The following is a 19326-nucleotide window of genomic DNA, read 5'->3' on the forward strand; positions in this document are numbered from 1 at the left end:
ATACATCTAATTCTTTCAACCAAGCTCAACCTCTATATTAAGACCATTGTTCGCTGCTATAACAAAAAGTCCTGACTGTATATCAGGACTTTTCACTTTATTTACACAAATAATAATAAAGCTGCTTAGTTTCAATTGCTATATTTTTTTACTAGTAATCTATTAGAAAATAGATTTACTTCCTAAATAACGAGGTGCCCAGTAAGAGTTGCTTAACGATGCAATAGTTACACCAGTTGAACTGCCAGCATGAATAAACTGCCCGTTTCCAATATAAATTCCAGCATGTGAAGGACCTCCAGTAGTATCAAAGAACACAATATCTCCTACATTTGAAGTAGATGTACTTTTTCCTGACTGATACAAGGTAGCTACTGTTCGCGGTACAGTTACTCCGCCTCCATTTTTAAATACATAATAAATGAAACCGCTGCAATCGAAACCACTCGGTGACGTTCCTCCCCACACATATGGTACGCCTATGAATTTTTTAGAATAAGCAATTATATCACTAGCTGTCGCTTGCGTTGAACTATTGACAGTTGAAGAACCAGTGGAGCTGCTAGATGCGTTATTTAAAGCATTCAAAGTAGCCGGACCTACTATTCCATCCACGGCTAAACCATGATCCCGTTGGAAATTCATAACCGCAGTTTGAGTAACTGTACCAAAATAGCCTGTTGGTGTGGCATTAAAGTAACCTTTTTCCTTTAACAATTGCTGTACTTTTTCAACTTCATTGCTAGTCATTCCATATTTTAAAAGTGTACCGTTTGTAACCGTACTTGTTGAATTACCTATTAACGCTTGATATGTATTAGATCCTACAATTCCATCAGCGGTTAAACTATGAGAACGCTGAAAGCTTAAAACTGAATCTTTTGTAATTGAACCAAAATAGCCAGTCGAAGTAGCTGAAAATATCCCCTTCTGTCTTAAAACATCCTGTAATTCTTTTACGTCTGGATCTGTCATACCTTCTTTTAATAGCTTGTCTCCTAAAGCTGCCTGGCTTATTGTCGGTAACACAATCAATGACGAGCATAGAGCTAATGAAGAAATTATCTTTTTCACTAAGTATATCCCCCGATGTTATATTTTTCTTGTTCTTGACTATAAAATTTTAGCAGGGAGAAAGAGAAAAGAAACAACCTATTTGTGAATTTTTTGTGACATTTTCAAAAATCACTTGATTTATTAGGAGGTAATTATTTGTTTTGTCATATAAAGTATAAATATACTTATAATGGTTAAATCTGTTGTTCTTTAACCTCATTTATCTTTTTACTTATATAACGCCAAATCTTGAATACAATAAAACACCTTTCTATAATGGTATACACCAAAAGGAAAGATAGGATGCCAGCGTGAAAAGATAGGAGGAATAATGTGGGCAAATTAGTATTTTTGAAGCGCCGATTTAAATACTTACTTCTTAAACTATTAAGATTAAAAGATCATTCACATAAAGTTGCGCTAGGTTTTAGTCTAGGTTCTGTTGTGAACTTTGTTCCTACCTTTGGATTGGGCCTTATAATATCCGTAGGTTTAGCTAAATTATGTAAAGGAAACAGCATAGCAGGCCTTATTGGTGGAATGTTTTTTATGTGGGCCTTTCCGTTGATGTTTTACTTAAATACAGTAGTGGGAGGATATATATTTCCAATCGACCTTAATCAAACTTTGCTTCAGAATGCAGATGAAGATTTGGATAATCGACTAGAACTAGGAGCGAAAGTAGGAAAGAATTTTTTAACAGGAATGGTTCTTAATAGCTTCTTATTTGGAAGTATACTTTATATTGTTAGTTACTATATTATAAATCAGTACAGAGGCTTCCTCTTACACTACATCTATAAGAAATGGACAGTAAAAAAACACACTAAAAAAACGGATAATTAGCTCAATTTCAACATTTATCTTTAATTGTAAAGCGATATAGCTGAACATTTTTTAAAAAGGCATAGAGATAAATTAGCCTATAATTGATACCTATGGTTATCAATTATAGGCTATACGATCTTTATTTCTGTTTTAAGATGAATATGGAGGAAATAAAGGACTGCTCTCATTCCTTTGTTGAAGATAATACAGTTTGTTTCACCCATTTTTTTCGATTTCTTTGGTCAATTATCCATTGATATAAACTTTGTATACCTAGTATCAGAGAAATTATGACACCGCTAGCTGCCAAGATTAATGCAAAATATTCTATAGGATTGTACGCAAGTATATTTCTCCATTTGATTCTTCCGATAAAATCATTTACTACAAGCCCCATTCCAAGCATTTGACCTACTACGGAATAAAGAGTCAAAATCAGCAATAGCAGGCTGTCTTTTTTCGCATTAACGTTTTCCTGGTATCTAAATAAACTCTCTAGAGATTGTTTAGCTTCCTTATATAACAACTCAATATTGAAATTTTTCCTAAGAAGATAGAAAATATCACGGCTTCGGGACTGAGATACTATTTCAAGCGAAAAATAATTGGCGGTAAACGAATTAATGGAATAAATTAATTTTTCCATTTCTTTTACGTCTTTTTCAATATTTAGCTCTGTATAGGTATTAGCTAATTTTAATAAAACGATCTTGTGAAAAAGATTTAATACAAGCCCGTAGTAAAATTCTCCATAAAACTGATTAGCTAAATCAGGAGTTGTACGTTCATCTTGAATCGTTATACAAGTGAAAATATGTTCTTCTATCAGAAAATAAGTGCTAGGAGCCCAGCGCTGATAAGCATGTTTTTGTAAATAATCTTGAATGTAAGGAAGGTTATTAGCATGAACATATGGCTTCCCCTCTACAGTTAAGCCGCAAAGACTTCCCATTCGATAAACATCAACTACATCGATTTTTTCATTTTTCTCTAATGCCACTAAAGATTGGACATACATTCTTTCATCTTCAAAAAAAGAAAAGGTTTCAAAATAAGAATTTTCCTTTGAATCACCTTCAAAAAAGCGGGAGAGCCCCTCAAAGAGGTTGTTAAATACAAATTCCCCTGCTCCCTTGTATATCTTGCCATCGCATTCAATTTTTGTACTGCTATCTTTTTGTGTTCGTGGTTCTAATACGCGAAAGCGATCTGCGAATTCTAAAGAATGAGACAACGGCATAGAAGTAAAGGGTTTCAACTCAGTTCGAATGGTTAAAAACCCAAGTTCATAAGGACATGTCGTTAAATCCACAGAGTGTATTTGAAAAGGAATGCATTCTGTATCTGTAATTAACTTACCTCTTATATTTAAAGGTTTTGAATATCTATGAAGGCCTTTTTCTTTTTCTGAGTGTGGAAAGAGTATCTTATTAGTGAAAGACAAATAATACGCCTCCATATCACGATGTGAGACTTTAAAATCGCCGTAATATGCACATTCGTCTTCTAGTTGATTTAACTGAAATAGCTTAAATCCGCTCTTATTTAAAAAAAGGTAGATACTAGATTCAGTTCCTTGCTTTAAGGAAAAAGGGAAAACAAATTGAAAGAGAGCTCTGTCTATCTTTTTTTCTTGAATATCAATTTGCTGCATTTGTTCTAATGTACTCCTTTCAATTATATATATCATTTACCATTTTGTATCATAACAATCGATAGTAAACCTACTATATTTTTTCTTGATAAGAGTTCATTCAATTTAATAATTTAAAAATAGTAAAACAGCTCCACATAAAAATAAGTAGCCATACTACGATAATAATTGAACCCGCAACCCAATTTTTAGGTCGTTCATTTCCAATGAGCTCTTCTGCTTTTATTGTGCAGTCCTCTATAACACTTGTAGGTAGCATTTTCAAAGCAAGCATAATTCCTAAAGGAACAATGATTATATCGTCAATATAGCCTAAAACCGGTATAAAATCAGGAATTAAATCGATTGGACTGAAGGCATATGCAACAACACAAGCAGTAAATAATTTGATATACCAAGATACTCGTTCATCTTTATAAGCTAAGTATAAGATGAATAGCTGTTTTTTTAACTTTTTCGCCCACAGCTTTAATTGATTAAGCATGTTTCCTATTCTCCTTTGCTATATATCTGGACGGTTTGATGTAATATAAAATTACTTTTATTCTCATTGATACCTACATATTTCTCTTATTAATAAATTTATAACTATAAAAATAACTGATTAATGCAATCATCTTGATTTACAGCTAGTTTGGGAATAGCTTGAATAGGAGCCCAATAGTATGAAAAGATTAATCCTGCATCTTCCCCTTTAGAATTAACCTTATATTCCCACCGTTCTGCAGTTTTTTCTTTAATTTCCAAATGAAAAACATGTCGTTCATGATACTGGCTTTTACCTTCATGATGATAAACATATGTTTTCAATTTTGTTACCGATAAAAACTCCATTAATCCAGATTCTTCTTTGATCTCCCTATATAAAGCTTCTTCAATTGTTTCTCCCTCTTCTACAGTACCTGCCGGAACTTGAACTCCTGCTTCTGGATAATCTTTGTGTTTGTAAACTAATAACTCTGTATGATGACCATTAAACCTAGTTATGTAAGCCATAACTTTTGTTATCATCGTTTTACCCTGCATCTTTGCTTCCTCCTATATATAGATACTAACCGTACAGATTTCTTCATCAGCAAACAAACTTCTTTAACTCCCAATAATAAATCAGGGATATTTTATTACATCTATTTTAATTGTAAATAATTAGTCTCAGTGTTGTCATAATAAGCTGCTTTTACGGAAGGTTAACTGGTATGGGAATTGGAATGGTTAGTTTTGCTATTCTGATAGGATCTATAATCATCATATCAGGAAGTGAAATAATAGGAAAAGGCAAGAATCAAATTGATTCTTGCCTTTTTTGTCTTTATTTTCTTTCAAGAGAAGGTTCTGATACATTTTCGTATTCTGTAATTTTACAGATGCGATTTTCATGACGGCCTCCAACAAATGGGGTTGTTAACCAAGTCTCCGCAATTTCGCGGGCTAAACCTGGTCCAATTACTCGTTCCCCCATGGCTAAAATGTTCGTATCGTTGTGTTCACGCGTCATTTTAGCTGAAAAAACATCATGAACGAGTGCGCAACGAATTCCTTTTACTTTGTTAGCGGCAATACTCATGCCAATTCCCGTACCGCAGATTAAAATTCCAAAATCCGCTTCTCCATTTGCTACTCGTTGGGCAACTGGAATCGCATAGTCCGGATAATCGACTGAACTGCTGCATTCACAGCCTAGATCTTCATATATTATGGACATTTCATCTAATAGATTTATAATCTCTTTACGAATGTTTATCCCACCATGATCTGAAGCAATTATGACTTTCATAAGATTACTCTCCTTGTTCAGCTATAGTCTTAATTAAAATTCTAATGATTTTTGGGGTCTCTTTTACCGCTACGTTATTTCCTGGAACAATCCTCGGAACACTTCCCGTACCATGTTTTAACCCCTTCAGAGTTGTCTACATTCTCAATAACTTTCCCACATACTTGACAAACGATAGTTCCCTGTTTTACATTAACCTGCTTATTCATGTTTATTTCCTCCTTTTTATTAGAAAAATTCGTTTGTATTCAAATACATTTCTTTAGAGACAAACTCGTTTTATCTCTACTTTGATAAAACATTGGATGTTAGAAAAGATATTCTTAAGCCAGAATGGTATCCAGTAAGCTGTATTTATCATCATTACTAGATAACTTCGAATGAACTTTTTCAATATCTACATTAATTAAGTCATTTTCTTTGATTCCTACAGCCCTACCAGAATATCCTTTGAATAATAATTCTACTGCTGTGATTCCCATTTTACTTGCTAATATGCGATCAAATGCGGACGGCTGTCCTCCTCTTTGAATGAAACCCAATATACTTGTCCTTACGCTAATATCTAATCGATCCTCGACATATTTTTGCAGGTCTTGAATATCGTACATTTTTTCAGTAATCAGGATTAAGTTATCTTTTTTACCATTTTTAATTTTCTCATTAAGCTTGAAGCAGATCTCTTCAAAGCCCAATTTCCTCTCTGGGGTTGAAATAATTTCTCCAGCTCCTGCTAAAGCAGAGTATAGGGCCAAATCTCCGCAATATCTTCCCATAACTTCTACAATGGTAGTCTTTTCATGAGATAAATCTGTATCCTTAATTTTACCGAGGCATTCTAATATCGTATTTAATGTAGTATCAAATCCAATTGAATAATCTGTATAAGATAAATCATTATCAATCGTTGCGGGAATAGCAATGACATTTGCACCTAATTCATGTAATTTTTGAGCGCCTTTAAAAGATCCTTCACCGCCGATTACCACTAAATGATTAATTCCATAATCTTTTAATATACTTAAAGCTTTCATTCTGCCCGACTCTTTCATAAATTCTGCGCAGCGGGAGGTTTTTAAAAATGTCCCTCCTTTATCCGCAACATAATCTACATCTGTAGAGGTTAATCTATGAAGTTTACCTTCTATTAAACCTTGGTAACCACTCTCGATTCCCATTACCTCTATGTTATGATAGTCAGCTGTTTTTACTACTGCTCTAATAGCAGCATTCATTCCTGGAGCGTCTCCGCCACTTGTTAAAACTCCTAGCTTTATCATTGCTAAACACCTTCTCATTAATTTAGAAAGGTGACCGACACATATTAAAGACCTTTTTGTCGGTCACTCTCAGTAGTACAATTTTTCTTTCAAACAAGAATTAACTAGTTTTTTCTAATCGATCGACTGTGTTTTTTTTAATAGCTCTTCCTGATTGTTTTAATAAAAAAGCTACGATAAAGGAAGCTACAAACATGCTAATACCTAGAAATGTCATACTAGCATTAAAAGATCCGGTCATATCTTTAATATATCCCACGATGTACGGTCCGAAGAAACCGCCTAGATTCCCAATACTATTAATAAGGGCAATGGCACCTGCAGCAGCAGCTTCCGTTAAGAAAGACGGTGGAATTGCCCAAAACGGAGAATATGCTCCGAACGCTCCGCAAAGGCTGATCGTTAAGAATACAAATGATAAAACAATGTTCATATTTGCAACGTAGCTACTAATAATCAATGCCACGCCACTTGTTACTAAGCAAGCAACGACGTGAAAGCGTCTTTCATTTTTCTTATCAGAGTGGTTACTAACCAACATCATGGTTACCATTGCACAAACATACATTAATCCTAAAATCCACCCCATAGCATGCGTACTAAGAGAAGTGGTTTTAGATAACCCTTCTGAAATTGTCGGTAAAAACATGACGATGCCATAGTAGCCAACCATCCAGAAAAAGTATCCTAAAGATAAGGTTAATACGTCACGGTCTTTTAAGGCCTGAGCGAATGTATAGTGTTTGGCTTCCTGCTTTTCTAACTTCTCTTTTGTTGTAACGTCGATTAACCATTTCTTCTCCTCGTTAGTCAACCATTTTACATCCTCCAGCTTATCGTCAAGATAGAAGAAGCATATCACACCTAAGATTAAAGCTGGAATCGCTTCCAAAATGAAAAGCCATTGCCATCCAGCCATGTTTAACCAGTCAATACCTAATAAATAAGTAGAAAGAGGAGATCCTATTGCATTAGCACCAGGGATTGCAATCATAAATCCAGCAATTGCTTTTGCATGATGTTTTGTTTGATAAAAACCACTTAGATAAAAGACCATACAAGGATAAAAGCTAGCTTCAGCAATTCCTAAAAGAAATCTTGCGGTATAAAACTGCCATGGTGTTTGGATAAAAGCCATTAAAATAGCAATTACTGCCCATGTAATCATGATTCTACTAATCCATCTTCTAGCTCCGACTTTCGTCATCATAGCACTTCCAGGTACTTCTAAAAGGAAATAGCCAAGGAAGAAAATTCCTGCCCCTAATCCAAAAACAGCATTAGAAAAACCTAAATCTTCATTCATTTGTAATGCAGCAAACCCAATATTTACTCGATCAAGTATCGATATGGTAAAACATAAAAATAGAAATGGAATGAGCCTTAACGTTACTTTTTTAGTAGTTGAACGTTCTAAGTTAATTGGATCCAAAATAATTCCTCCCTGGGTTACCATCCTTCTATTCTTCATACTCTTCGGTCTTTGACCTGAGTGTTTGCTCTAGGCTAATTGACAGAAAGAATTAAAAGTTTATATAAAAGATGATTGATCTATTTCTAAGTCTCAGTAAATCTAGTCCCTACTTCTGTAATCCCTTTCATATGGACATATAAAAAATGAAAGAGCGAAGTATCCCCCTGTATTATTTATCATTTAAAAAAGTAAGAACTATTAGAAAATATCATACACCAAAACCTTACTAGCGATATGAAAACACTATAAATCCACTTTCTACTTTCTATCCTAATAATCCAAAACATTTGTACTCCACAGTAACGGTAAAAAACGCTTACATTTTCGAACCCTTCTCTTAATCTCTCTAAAAAAATATCGAGCTGTAAAGACTAATGAATTTTAAGATTCACATTACCTCCGTTTTATAGATTTAGCTACTTGTATACTAAGTTCCCTTATATAAACAGTGTACTTACATACCTATCAATTGTCAATATAATTATTATATTAAATATTTTCTGAACCTTATTAAAAATGAAAAGAAATACACAGTTTGTTTGGAAAGAAAACACTGAATCTTACTCATTTTATGCTATCTTTTCAACAGCAAAAAGACAGCTACACTTTAGCTGCCTTTTACCTCTATATTTGGTATTGTTCTAATAAAAAATTAGTTGGAATTAAGCTTTCCAATAACGATCATATAGATTTTGCATGTGAAAACTCATAATTCTCACAGCTTCTTCTTCGTTATGCTGTTCAATTGCATTAATAAGTAATTTATGCTCATTAAAATTAACTTCCCGGTAGTCAGGTCTAGTGACGGTTCGATCTCTTATAAACTTCCACATTTCCTGCTGTTTCATCGCATTGCTAATAGCTGCCATAATACTAATAAATAAATCATTATGAGAAGCCTTTGCTATACCATTATGTAGGGCTTCATCTGTTTCTGGTACGTACACCCCTGCGTTCGTTTCTTCCTCCATCTTATCAATAGTTGCACGCAGGTCCTTAATATCTTCTTCTGTAGCTCTCAAAGCTGCAAAACGTACAATAAGAGGCTCTATGTTCATTCTTGCTTCTACAATGTCTTCAGGGGAGGTAGATTCCGTTAAAAGTGTTGATTGAGAATTTTCAGCTTCTGTTTGAAACTCTTTAACATATACACCTTCTCCTTGACGAGAATAGATAAAACCGTTCAATTCCAGGGCGCTAAGGGCTTGTCTAACAGGCACGCGGCTTACACCAAATTGTTCACACAGCTCCCTTTCAGCAGGGAGTTTATCTCCTACTTGAAACGCTCCAGATTGAATTTCAGAAAGAATTTGATTATAAATTTGAATATATAATTTATTATTAGAAACTGGATTAAAACTAATGGAAATCACTTCTCTCTATAATTATTAGCTCATTTTATTCATAATTAAGTAGACATAATTATTATATACTGTTCTATTTTTAGGGGCAACAAGCCTAGCATCTTCTAGCAAAAAAATCCTTATTTATGTAGTCAGTTTCTCATTTTACTAATGATTTTATCAATAAACAGCTATACAGGCATACCATCATGGCATGCCTGTATAACGAACCTGAATATTAATCCATATGTGAGCCACCGTTTATATCAATTTCTTCTCCTGTAATATAAGAAGCTTCTTCTGAAGCTAAAAAGGCAATTGTAGCCGCGATTTCTTTCACTTCACCCGGTCTACCCATAGGAATACTATCAATCACAGACTTTGCATCTTCTTCAGGAAGTGACTTCCAAATTTCTGTATTAACGAGTCCAGGAGCTACACAGTTAACCGTAATGCCATCTAAGGCTACCTCGCGCGCTAAGTTCTTCGAAAAACCTAGTACTGCGGCCTTAGATGCCGAGTAGTGAGGTCCCCCAAACACTCCTCCACCTCTTTTAGCCGAAACAGAAGACAAGCTTATAATTCGACCATACTTTTGATCTTTCATTGTTTCTAATACTGCTTGTGTACATAGAAACAACCCAAACATATTTACGTTAAACACTTTTGTAATGTCTTCAAGCGTCATATCTTGAACGGTAACCTTTTGAGAAATACCTGCATTATTAATTAAAATATCAATTCTGCCGAATTCTTCAAGTGTTTTTCTAACCATCGCCTCGCAAGAATCTTTACTTGTTACATTTAACTCTATTCCTAAGGCTTTGCCACCAGCTTCTTTTATTTCGTTGACTGTATCCTGCACACCATCAAAATTAATATCTGCTATAACAACAGCCGCTCCTTGCTCTGCAAGTGTCAGGGCGATTGTACGTCCAATCCCTTTTTTGGAACCGCTACCAGTAATAATTGCTACTCTCTCTTTTAAATCAAACATGTTATATTTCCCCCATCTTGTTAGCTTTATCTATTTAATATAGTTAGTCTTACATCAGATCTTTAGCTGTTTTGATAATATTTTCTACAGTAATTCCATTTAACTCTAATAGTTTTTCATAAGGCGCAGATTGTCCAAATTGATCCTGTACACCAATTCTTCGAACTGTACCTTTTCCTTCTTCCGCAACTACTTCACATACGGCACTGCCAAGGCCATTTAGAATATTGTGATCTTCAACCGTAATGATTTTTCCAATATTTAAGCAGTCAACCACTGCTTCTCGATCTAAAGGCTTAATCGTATGCATGTCTAGTAATTTCACAGATATGCCTTGTTTCTCTAATTCTTTCGTTGCTTCTAAAGCGAGTCGTACTGTATCGCCGTTGGCAATAATAGCGATGTCGCTTCCATCTTTAATTTTTTTCGCTTTTCCGATTGTAAACTCTTCATTTTCATCGTAAATCATTGGAACCGTATCACGAGTAAAACGAAGATATACAGGTCCGTACACTTTAGCAGCTTGTTCTACTAGCTTTCTAGTAGAATAATAGTCAGCTCCCATAATGACGGTCATATTTGGAACCGATCTTAATACACCCATATCTTCTATAGCTTGATGACTTCCGCCATCATTAGCTGGCGTTAAACCGCCGTGTGAACAAGCAATCTTTACATTTAAGTTAGGGTAGCAGACTTCTTGTCTAATTTGTTCAAGCATTCTTAACGAACCAAAAACCGCGTAAGTGCTTACAAAAGGAATTTTACCAGTCGTAGCAAGTCCAGCCGCTAACCCGGCTGCATTTTGCTCTGCAATTCCTACATTAATATGCTGGTCGGGTAATTGTTTGATAAAGTTTACTGTTTTACACGACTTTGCAATATCGACATCAATGACATAAATATTTTTATTTTCTTTCCCTAATTTTACGATTTCATCTCCAAAGGCTTCTCTCGTAGCTTTTTTTACTGTAAGATCTTTTTCTAGTATGCTCATTATCTTAACCCTCCTGCTACTTCTTCCATTGCTTGATGATATTGTTCTTCATTTGGAGCAACTCCGTGCCAATCAGCCACATCCTCCATGAACGAAACTCCTTTACCTTTTACCGTGTCACAGATGATACATTTTGGTCTTCCATTCTTCGCTACTTTTACTTCATCCAATGTTGCTACAATCTCTTCCATGGAGTGTCCATTAATTCGCTTTGTTTCAAAACCAAATGCATCAAATTTTTTCTCTAAATCTTGCAATGGCATAATTTCATCACAAAATCCATCGATTTGAAGTCTGTTATTATCTACAAATACAACTAAATTATCTAATTGGTACTTAACTGCTGTTTGAGCAGCTTCCCAAATTTGTCCTTCTTGACATTCTCCGTCTCCTACTAAAGAAAAAACTCTATAGTCTTTAAAATCTCGTTTACCTGCGATTGCCATACCTACGCCACACGAAAGTCCTTGTCCTAGTGAGCCTGTTGAAATATCAATACCTTTGCACTTTTTCATATCTGGATGCCCTTGAAACGGAGAACCGTATTCTCTTAACGTGTATATCGTTTCATAAGGAACGAATCCTCGTAAAGCTAAAGCGGAATACTGAATGGGACAAACGTGACCTTTAGAAAGGACGAATCTATCGCGATCTTCCCAGTTAGGGTTGTGCGGATCAACATTCATTTCTTTAAAGTAAAGCGCTGCCATAATATCAGCCGCAGAAAGTGAACCTCCTGGATGGCCAGATTGTGCTCCATAAATCATTGTAAGAGCTGTTTTTCTTAATTGAATGGCTTTTTCTTTTAATTCTTCAATACTAATTTCTTTCATTTTAGTCACCTCATTAATTTATGACTTGCTGTTTTCTAAATAATATATCTATTAACATATAATTTAGTATACTTAGGTAACTTGTATACTAAGTAGCTTTGTGACTTAAGTGTACATCTGAAATGCGAGTTCGTCAACAACAAGATTGAATTATTAGAATTTTTTTATTTAAAGCAAGTCATTTTGTAAATTCGTATGTTGTTTTCTCTAAAGTTTTTAAGTGAAAAAAAGTACTGCTCCTATTTTAGAAGCAGTACTTTTTTTATTGATTGATTAGTAAATTGTGTATATAAACAAAAGCTTTATCAAAAAACAACTATGCTTTTGCACTAGAATTATTGCTGCTTATTACATCTTGGCTACTAGATTTAATGCTTCTAGCTACTAGTATGCCTACTATCCCCGATATCCCTAAAATAATGAAGATGTAGTTATAGCTTGTAACGAGCGCAATAAGCGTGGACGAAATAATACTTCCAAAATAGCGAAATGTCGAGTAAATGCCAGAAGCTGTACCAGACTGTTCTTTGCTTACGGAGTCCAGCGAGGCAACCTGCATGCTTGTTAAACCTATTCCGGTCGAAAAACCTCCAATAATTAAAGCTACGATAAGAAAAAGAATAGATCCAATGTTCTCTAAAGATAGAAAAAGGATATTAGAGACAATAATCATAGCAAAAGAAAACCCAATCACTTTTTTAGAACTAAATTTATTGTTTAATAATCCACCTATCCAGCCGCTTAAAGACATTGAAATCGAAAAAACTGATAAAACAAGCCCTGTTTGCGCTGTAGATAGATGAAATTGAGACTTCATTAACAGAGGCATAATTAATAAAATCACATACATAACAAAGTTGCTAAGCATAATAGATAAATTAGCGCTTGTAAAGGTGGAATGTTTAAATAAAGAAAAATCGATAATCGGGTTTTCTGCCGTATTTTCTCTTTTGATAAACAAGATTGTAGATAAAATAAATATTATTCCCATTATTAAAGCCTTGGTAAATTCCATACCGTGTGTCAACAAGATCAATAAAGAAATGCTAATTGCTAAATAAATAGAACCTTGAATATCTAAAGTACTTGTTTGCTTTTTAACATTAAATTTAGGAATCATAACTATTCCGCTGATTAAAGCTAAGAAAAGAAAAGGAACATTGACCCAGAATATAGCTTCCAAATTGAAGTTTTCAAGCAGGACAGACCCTAATAAAGGTCCAATTGCAGCACCCAAACCCATCCCCATTCCAAATATACCTAGAACTTTAGGAAGCCGTTCTTTTGGCACCACATATCTAATGATTGCTATAGTGTTTGGAGTAAGTAAAGCTCCTCCTACTGCCTGCAGTGATCGAAAGGTAATAAGGGAAATGAGATTAGTTGAAAATATACAGCCTAAAGATGCTATCAGAAAGAACACCACGCCCCATAAATAGATATTTCTGTTTCCATATAGATCTCCTAGCTTTCCAGCGATAGGCTGAGTGACAGCCATTACAATTAAATAAATAGTTACTACCCAAGAAATACTTGCAAGTGGTTCATTAAAATGAGCCGATATGGTTGATAGAGCAACGGCAATCATTGTCGAATTTATTGGTACAAGAAATGTCCCAATTAGTAATGAAATAATCAAGATAAGCTCTTTATGTTTACCCAAACATTATTGCCTCCTTTTAATGGAGAGAAATTCCTTTTATAAACGTGTTTATGCTGTTTTTTATCATATCTTGATAATCTGCATGTAAGGCTTTGTCTCCAAAATTTAGTTTATACATAAAATATCCCCAATACGCACTTAGGAAAATCTCCGCTTGTGTACAGCAATCTAATTCTTTGATATATCCTTTCCTTTGCATTTCTTCAAAGTATTCTTTTAGTATTTCTTTCGTATCATTAATTTTTTTCAAAATTTCTTCGTGCGCCTGTGAGAAAATTAAAGGATCTTTTAAAGCAATTGAAATCATGTCTCGGTTATTATCAAAGTCTTTTAGTAACAGGTAACCGAAATTCGTCAAATCTTTTTCAAGCTCCCATTCAATTGATTTATCAAAAATTTCAAGCGAAAAGCTTGTTGTTTTGACAATAGCTTGAATAATGCCTTCTTTATTGCCAAAGTGGCGAAAAACAGTTAATTCATTAACGTCAGCTTGTTCTGCAATTTCTCTAGTGGTAGTACCTTTGTAGCCTTTTTCTTTAAGCAGTTCTATTGTAGCTTTTGTTATCTTCTTTTTTGTTTCATCTTTTTTCATGTTAATCATCCTTTATGCTTCCTGAATGTAAGTATTTACTTTCCATTAGGCAGTATATAAAGGAAAAAGTGCTGTTGTCAAATGGAAGCCAAGAGAACTATTTATTCATTTAAAAGCGTGACAATTCCATTCGTACCATCCACCATAACTATATCGCCATCTTTTAGCTTATTTGTACTTATTTTCGTACCAACCACTGCAGGAATTTCATATTCACGTGCAATTATTGCCGAATGAGAAAGAATGCCTCCAGCGTCAGTAATAACAGCCCCCGCAGTCTGAAATAAAGTAGTCCAAAGTGGAGTAGTGGTTTTACATACTAAAACATCACCTTTTTCCAGCTTATAAAATTCCTTCGTATTTGAAATGACTTTTACTTTTCCGGTATAGGTTCCTGAAGAAGAGGCTAATCCTTTAATAGAATGTTCGCTGTTATCGTCATTTTCTTCAATAGCTCCCATATATTTCTCAGCTTCTTTTAGGTGAGCTGGCTCAGGGACGCCGAAGTATCTAGGCAAATTAGGCATTTGTTCATGTTCTGCGTGTTCTTTTTTACGTTTCTCAACTAATTCTGTCACGTCTACCGGATTTTCTAAAAGAGACTTTACTTCATCAAGATATAAGAAGAAAATATCTTCTTTCATTAGAAAAACATGATGATGTACTAATAAATCACCTAGCTTGATTAGGAATAAACGAGCTTTTGCATCCAACATTGCATCGATATAAAAATGGTGGTCATCTCTTATAACAGATGCATCTAATGCCCACTGATAATATTTTTTAAACTCTTCTTTGTTTGTGCTATCCGCTATCTGTTCCAGAAATTCATTATAGTTCTGTTCACGTTTTTTGACCGTCTGTTTGAAATTCTCATCAAAGTTGTAACCGTCATTAACATACCCTTGAATAATCAATAACGCGTGAAGAGGATTCTCTAGCCAAGTTTCCCCTACAAAATCGTGACTTACGACGCTTCGATATCCATACTGTTTTAGAAAAGTATCTACTTCAGCCATAAAGCTTTTTGCTGCTTTATTTTCCTCTAATTTCTTTAATAAAGTTTCTGTACATTCTTCTTCAAAGATCTTAGTAAGCTCCGCATCGCCTTTAACTGTTAAAGCAAGTCTAGAAAGCTGCTGATCCGTTTCCAACGATTTATTCATTTCCCCGGTCAATAGCTCATAAACATCATGTCCGGATTTTTCATTTGTAAGGTTTTTATAGTATTCTTCAACCTTAGTATTTAAAGACATTTGAGGCATAACAATGTCAAAATGCAAGTCATATGCCGTTTTATAAAAATCAGTCAAACTTTGAAGAATCTCTTTTCCTCTCTGAAGATTGAGATTTCCCTCAGTAAAGCTATCTAACTTGTTATAGTAAGGCAGGAATTGTTCTTTAATCATTTGATTCATTCGTTTTGTTAGGATTGGATAAATACTTTCCATCAATTCTTTATTTGCTTGGAATCTTTTATTAGAATCTCCTTTATAAGGCTCCGTTTTTGTATAGATATGACCTTTATAAAGTTTTAAATGAAGTCTATTAAACATAAACTGTAACTTTTTAAAACTAGCAGCTGTTCCTTCCGAAAATGCCGGAATAATAAATGAAGCGTACAAAGGACTAACAGCATGAGAAAAACTTGTGTCATTTAAAATCCAAAACTCTTCCATATCCTCGAAACTTAAAGATATATCTTTTTGGAAAGGAGTTAATTCTTTTGATTCTGTTAATGTGGTAATCGCTCTTGCCTGTAATAGATATACTTGATTGTCTTGAATACCAAACTCTATGTCTACGGGATGTTGGTAAAGAGCTTCTACTTCTTTTGTTATTTCGCTCAATTCAATGATTTTCTCGTCTGTTAAACAAAACCTTTGCTGTTCATCTTCCGTTGTTTCGATTTCTTCAACGCCTTCAGCAAGTGGAATTATTTTTACTTCCTTTAGCCCTTTTTCTTTCTCTATCTCAAAGGTTTGTTTATTAACCAGGTAAACATCAGGTGTTACTATGCCCGATACGATTGCTTCTCCTAGTCCATAGCTGGCATTAATCATCATTTCTTTTGTATTATGAGTAACAGGGTTTTGGCTGAATATGACTCCCGATACTTCGGACTCAATTAATCCTTGAACAACAACTGCCATTGAAATTTCATCAAAATCAGCATACATATTTTGAGTATATTGTTCGACTCTTTCAGTAAAAAATGAGGCCCAGCACGCTTTTACTTTACTTAAAAAATCCTCAGCGCTTTTCACATTAAGATAGGTTTCATACTGGCCAGCAAACGATGCACCTTCTAAATCTTCAGCACTGGATGATGATCGAACAGCTACTGATGTATAAGAGCTTTTTAGATTTCTAAATGCCTCTATGAGATCCGATTCAATTTCAATAGGAATTTCCCCTTGCAAAATTCTCTCGTGGATATTATCCGTTTGACGATTAATCCCATTCCATTCGATATATCGCTTTAAAGCTTCTGTTTGAATAACAAACCCATCTGGAATCGGTAAATTTTCTTTTTTCATTTTTATAAGGTTTAAAGCCTTTGCTCCAACTTTTTCGTTCGCCTCATCTACCTTTTGAAAACTTAAACTATACATTAAAAATATTCATCCTCCTACAAACTAGTTTTAAAATGTAAGTAACTACTTACTTTATATTTATTTTAATTCTTTTAAATTTTTATGGTCAATAAAAAGTGGTAAAACATTTAAAAAATGCATATTTAGTTGTGCTTTATTTTAATTTCACTTAAATAATATTCCTCTTTTTTATTACATTTTTTAACTTTTATTAGCCTTTTTTATTATAAAGTCTAAATAGTTAACCAATTAAACGGTTAATAAAAGAAATGCAAAAAACCCCACCTAAATTAAGGTGGAGGTTTCCTTTTTTATAGTTGGGTTAACCATTATCTTTGAGTGCTTACAAGCTTCCACTGGCTGAGTGTCAATTTTATCTTATATCCTCTAATATATAACTGAGCGCTATCAGATTTACGAATCATATGCGAAGTCATAATCAAAAATCTCCTTTCTCATAGAATTATTTTTAATATAAAACTATTTTGGAAATCCTAACCTAAGCATAGCTCAGGATTGTAAACCATTTATTAATGACAATAAAAGATTATGTAAACATTTTAAATTGCAGAGGAACCGCTCATTGTTTATGTTTCAACTTCAGTAGATGGAGGTCTATATATGTGTGAGTTCATTGACGGAGCAGAAACTGCAGTGAAGATTCAAAATCAAGTGGCTTCCAATACTGTAAGGTAAATTAAACAGATAGGCCTTTAAAGGCCTATCCGTTTACATAGCATATAAAAAATTTATTTTCTTAATAGAATTGAGACATTAACCATCTATAATGGTTATGTACGAAGATCCGTCTATTAGATTGACAAGCTACTATTTATGTTAGATACAATCCTTTTTAACTCCTTCAAATCATCTATTACCACATCAGCCTGCGCAAGCTCAGCTTCTTGGGCAAAATCAAAATTACACCCTACTGCCATTAAACCATTATCCTTTGCAGCATTGATATCAGATAGGCGGTCTCCTACTACTGCAGCATGTTTGATATCATATTTCTTTATAATTGTTTTGACTAGCTCTCCTTTATCGAGGGTTTGGATTTGTTGAATACTAAATGTCTCTGTCACCCAATTATTCAAATCGTAATGGTCTACAATTGCTTCTAAATATTCTTTTAAACCGTTACTTGCTATGTAAATGAAACAGTTATTTTCTTTTAAATAGCTAAAGACCTCTTTTACATTGGGGTATAAAGCACCTTTCCCTTTTCTTATATTCTCCAATAAGCTTTTTAAAAAATAGTCATCCGTATACTTTCTTATTTCATCTGATTGATTAGGTAATAAAGCTTCCCATACTTTTGGTAAAGGTACACCCATAATCTCACGATACTTATCAATAGGAGTGCCAGTATCCCATTGATTGAGTGCACGTAAATGGTTAAAGGTATCGTCAAGCGATAATTCTAAAATTTTATCTGTTTGAAACAGCGTTCCATCCATATCAAAAATCAGTGATTGCAACATTAAGTATCTCCCTCTTTCAACAGTACTGAATACGTATCTATATATAATACCATAAAAAGGAAAAATAGCAGTTATTAAAAATCATAATGAATATTTTCAGCACAAAAAAGCACCTAATCATTTATAGGTGCTCTTTTTAACTTTACATCCTTTTTTTGAAATAATAAATGCAACGGTCGCTGCTATAGTAGCACTTAAAAATGGGTAACTAAAAGAAAAAATACTGACCGTTGAGCTACTCAAATGCTGTGAGGTCTCAGGTACATATGTAAGTGTAAGAAATAGCCCAGAAACAATTTGAAAAGCAAACAGTAACACTATAAAACTACCAATAAACACTGCATAATTTTTCAAAATGACTCCTCCAGTACTCTTAATTTATAAACCTCATATTATTTTAAAAATAGGGACACAGCGATAAAGCCTATAATCAGTACAGTAATAAGTATACCTAGCCCCTTCCATCCTAAGCTGCCTGCTAAACCAGATAGGTTTCCAGCTTCATTTCTGTTAAATGCATCGTTCATATTCCCTGTGGGGTTTATCTTGACCTCTTCGTGTTTTAATCTCTCTCTCTTCTTCTTTCAGGTGTTTCTTTATCTTCGCTCATCGTCACACCACCATTTTTGAAATATTATAACATATTATGGTTAAAATATAAATTAATGGGTTTTTGTTAGATCCCTTTTCTTACACTAACTGTACACATTTCTTTTTTTAATAAGTATGAAACACCGCTTTGTAATGAAGAAGT

General features: G+C 34.1%; 18 protein-coding genes and 1 pseudogene. 1 reads left to right on the forward strand and 18 read right to left on the reverse strand.

The window, feature by feature from the left end:
- Positions 1 to 162 precede the first annotated feature (162 nt).
- A complete protein-coding gene (locus tag ACFX40_RS00580) occupies positions 163 to 1074 on the reverse strand; it encodes a C40 family peptidase (RefSeq protein ID WP_377253842.1) in 912 nt (303 codons plus the stop codon).
- Between the two features lie 315 nt (positions 1075 to 1389).
- Between ACFX40_RS00580 and ACFX40_RS00585 the strand changes: the two genes are divergently transcribed.
- The gene (locus ACFX40_RS00585; protein WP_028409973.1) at positions 1390 to 1902 is read left to right on the forward strand and encodes a DUF2062 domain-containing protein; all 513 of its coding nucleotides are present in this window, start codon (positions 1390 to 1392) and stop codon (positions 1900 to 1902) included.
- Positions 1903 to 2068: 166 nt separating this feature from the next.
- Here ACFX40_RS00585 and ACFX40_RS00590 read toward each other — a convergent pair whose 3' ends face one another.
- The 17 genes and pseudogenes from ACFX40_RS00590 to ACFX40_RS00670 all read right to left on the reverse strand — a co-directional run bounded on the left by ACFX40_RS00590 (position 2069) and on the right by ACFX40_RS00670 (position 19182).
- Positions 2069 to 3538: a hypothetical protein gene (locus ACFX40_RS00590; protein WP_377253844.1), complete on the reverse strand. Its 1470-nt coding sequence runs from the start codon at positions 3536 to 3538 to the stop codon at positions 2069 to 2071.
- A 100-nt stretch (positions 3539 to 3638) separates the two neighbouring features.
- On the reverse strand, positions 3639 to 4022 hold the full coding sequence (locus tag ACFX40_RS00595) for a YkvA family protein (protein ID WP_028409971.1): 384 nt from the start codon (positions 4020 to 4022) through the stop codon (positions 3639 to 3641).
- A 104-nt stretch (positions 4023 to 4126) separates the two neighbouring features.
- Positions 4127 to 4564, reverse strand: a complete 438-nt coding sequence (locus tag ACFX40_RS00600) for an NUDIX hydrolase (RefSeq protein ID WP_098578979.1) — start codon at positions 4562 to 4564, stop codon at positions 4127 to 4129.
- Between the two features lie 283 nt (positions 4565 to 4847).
- A complete protein-coding gene (gene rpiB / locus ACFX40_RS00605) occupies positions 4848 to 5312 on the reverse strand; it encodes a ribose 5-phosphate isomerase B (RefSeq protein ID WP_025749189.1) in 465 nt (154 codons plus the stop codon).
- Between the two features lie 74 nt (positions 5313 to 5386).
- Positions 5387 to 5521, reverse strand: a complete 135-nt coding sequence (locus ACFX40_RS00610) for a GapA-binding peptide SR1P (RefSeq protein ID WP_107917869.1) — start codon at positions 5519 to 5521, stop codon at positions 5387 to 5389.
- A 114-nt stretch (positions 5522 to 5635) separates the two neighbouring features.
- Positions 5636 to 6592: a 6-phosphofructokinase gene (pfkA, locus tag ACFX40_RS00615; protein WP_060747582.1), complete on the reverse strand. Its 957-nt coding sequence runs from the start codon at positions 6590 to 6592 to the stop codon at positions 5636 to 5638.
- 100 nt (positions 6593 to 6692) lie between these two features.
- Positions 6693 to 8024, reverse strand: a complete 1332-nt coding sequence (locus ACFX40_RS00620; protein WP_098248889.1) for an MFS transporter — start codon at positions 8022 to 8024, stop codon at positions 6693 to 6695.
- Between the two features lie 704 nt (positions 8025 to 8728).
- The gene (locus tag ACFX40_RS00625; RefSeq protein WP_043980704.1) at positions 8729 to 9439 is read right to left on the reverse strand and encodes a FadR/GntR family transcriptional regulator; all 711 of its coding nucleotides are present in this window, start codon (positions 9437 to 9439) and stop codon (positions 8729 to 8731) included.
- A gap of 208 nt (positions 9440 to 9647) precedes the next feature.
- Positions 9648 to 10406: an SDR family NAD(P)-dependent oxidoreductase gene (locus ACFX40_RS00630; protein ID WP_098790777.1), complete on the reverse strand. Its 759-nt coding sequence runs from the start codon at positions 10404 to 10406 to the stop codon at positions 9648 to 9650.
- Between the two features lie 49 nt (positions 10407 to 10455).
- Positions 10456 to 11403, reverse strand: coding sequence for a transketolase family protein (locus ACFX40_RS00635; RefSeq protein ID WP_263034331.1), 948 nt, complete (start codon positions 11401 to 11403; stop codon positions 10456 to 10458).
- Entirely contained in the window at positions 11403 to 12254 is an 852-nt protein-coding gene (locus ACFX40_RS00640; protein ID WP_303750122.1) for a transketolase, read from the reverse strand. Before ACFX40_RS00640 ends, ACFX40_RS00635 begins: the two co-directional genes overlap by 1 nt.
- A 298-nt stretch (positions 12255 to 12552) precedes the next feature.
- A complete protein-coding gene (locus tag ACFX40_RS00645) occupies positions 12553 to 13899 on the reverse strand; it encodes an MFS transporter (RefSeq protein WP_098248890.1) in 1347 nt (448 codons plus the stop codon).
- A gap of 16 nt (positions 13900 to 13915) precedes the next feature.
- Entirely contained in the window at positions 13916 to 14491 is a 576-nt protein-coding gene (locus ACFX40_RS00650; RefSeq protein ID WP_377253847.1) for a TetR/AcrR family transcriptional regulator, read from the reverse strand.
- Between the two features lie 101 nt (positions 14492 to 14592).
- Entirely contained in the window at positions 14593 to 17106 is a 2514-nt protein-coding gene (locus tag ACFX40_RS00655) for a PEP/pyruvate-binding domain-containing protein (RefSeq protein WP_377253849.1), read from the reverse strand.
- 794 nt (positions 17107 to 17900) lie between these two features.
- Complete coding sequence (locus ACFX40_RS00660; protein WP_098333494.1) at positions 17901 to 18572, reverse strand: HAD family hydrolase; 672 nt, start codon at positions 18570 to 18572, stop codon at positions 17901 to 17903.
- 117 nt (positions 18573 to 18689) lie between these two features.
- Positions 18690 to 18926 (reverse strand): hypothetical protein, encoded by a 237-nt coding sequence (locus ACFX40_RS00665; protein ID WP_098333495.1) that lies wholly within the window; start codon positions 18924 to 18926, stop codon positions 18690 to 18692.
- A 38-nt stretch (positions 18927 to 18964) separates the two neighbouring features.
- A pseudogene (locus ACFX40_RS00670) lies at positions 18965 to 19182 on the reverse strand (DUF6366 family protein).
- Positions 19183 to 19326 lie beyond the last annotated feature (144 nt).

Origin of the sequence: Priestia sp. YIM B13552, assembly GCF_042787775.1 — a bacterium.
Classification (GTDB): Bacteria; Bacillota; Bacilli; order Bacillales; family Bacillaceae_H; genus Priestia; species Priestia megaterium_E.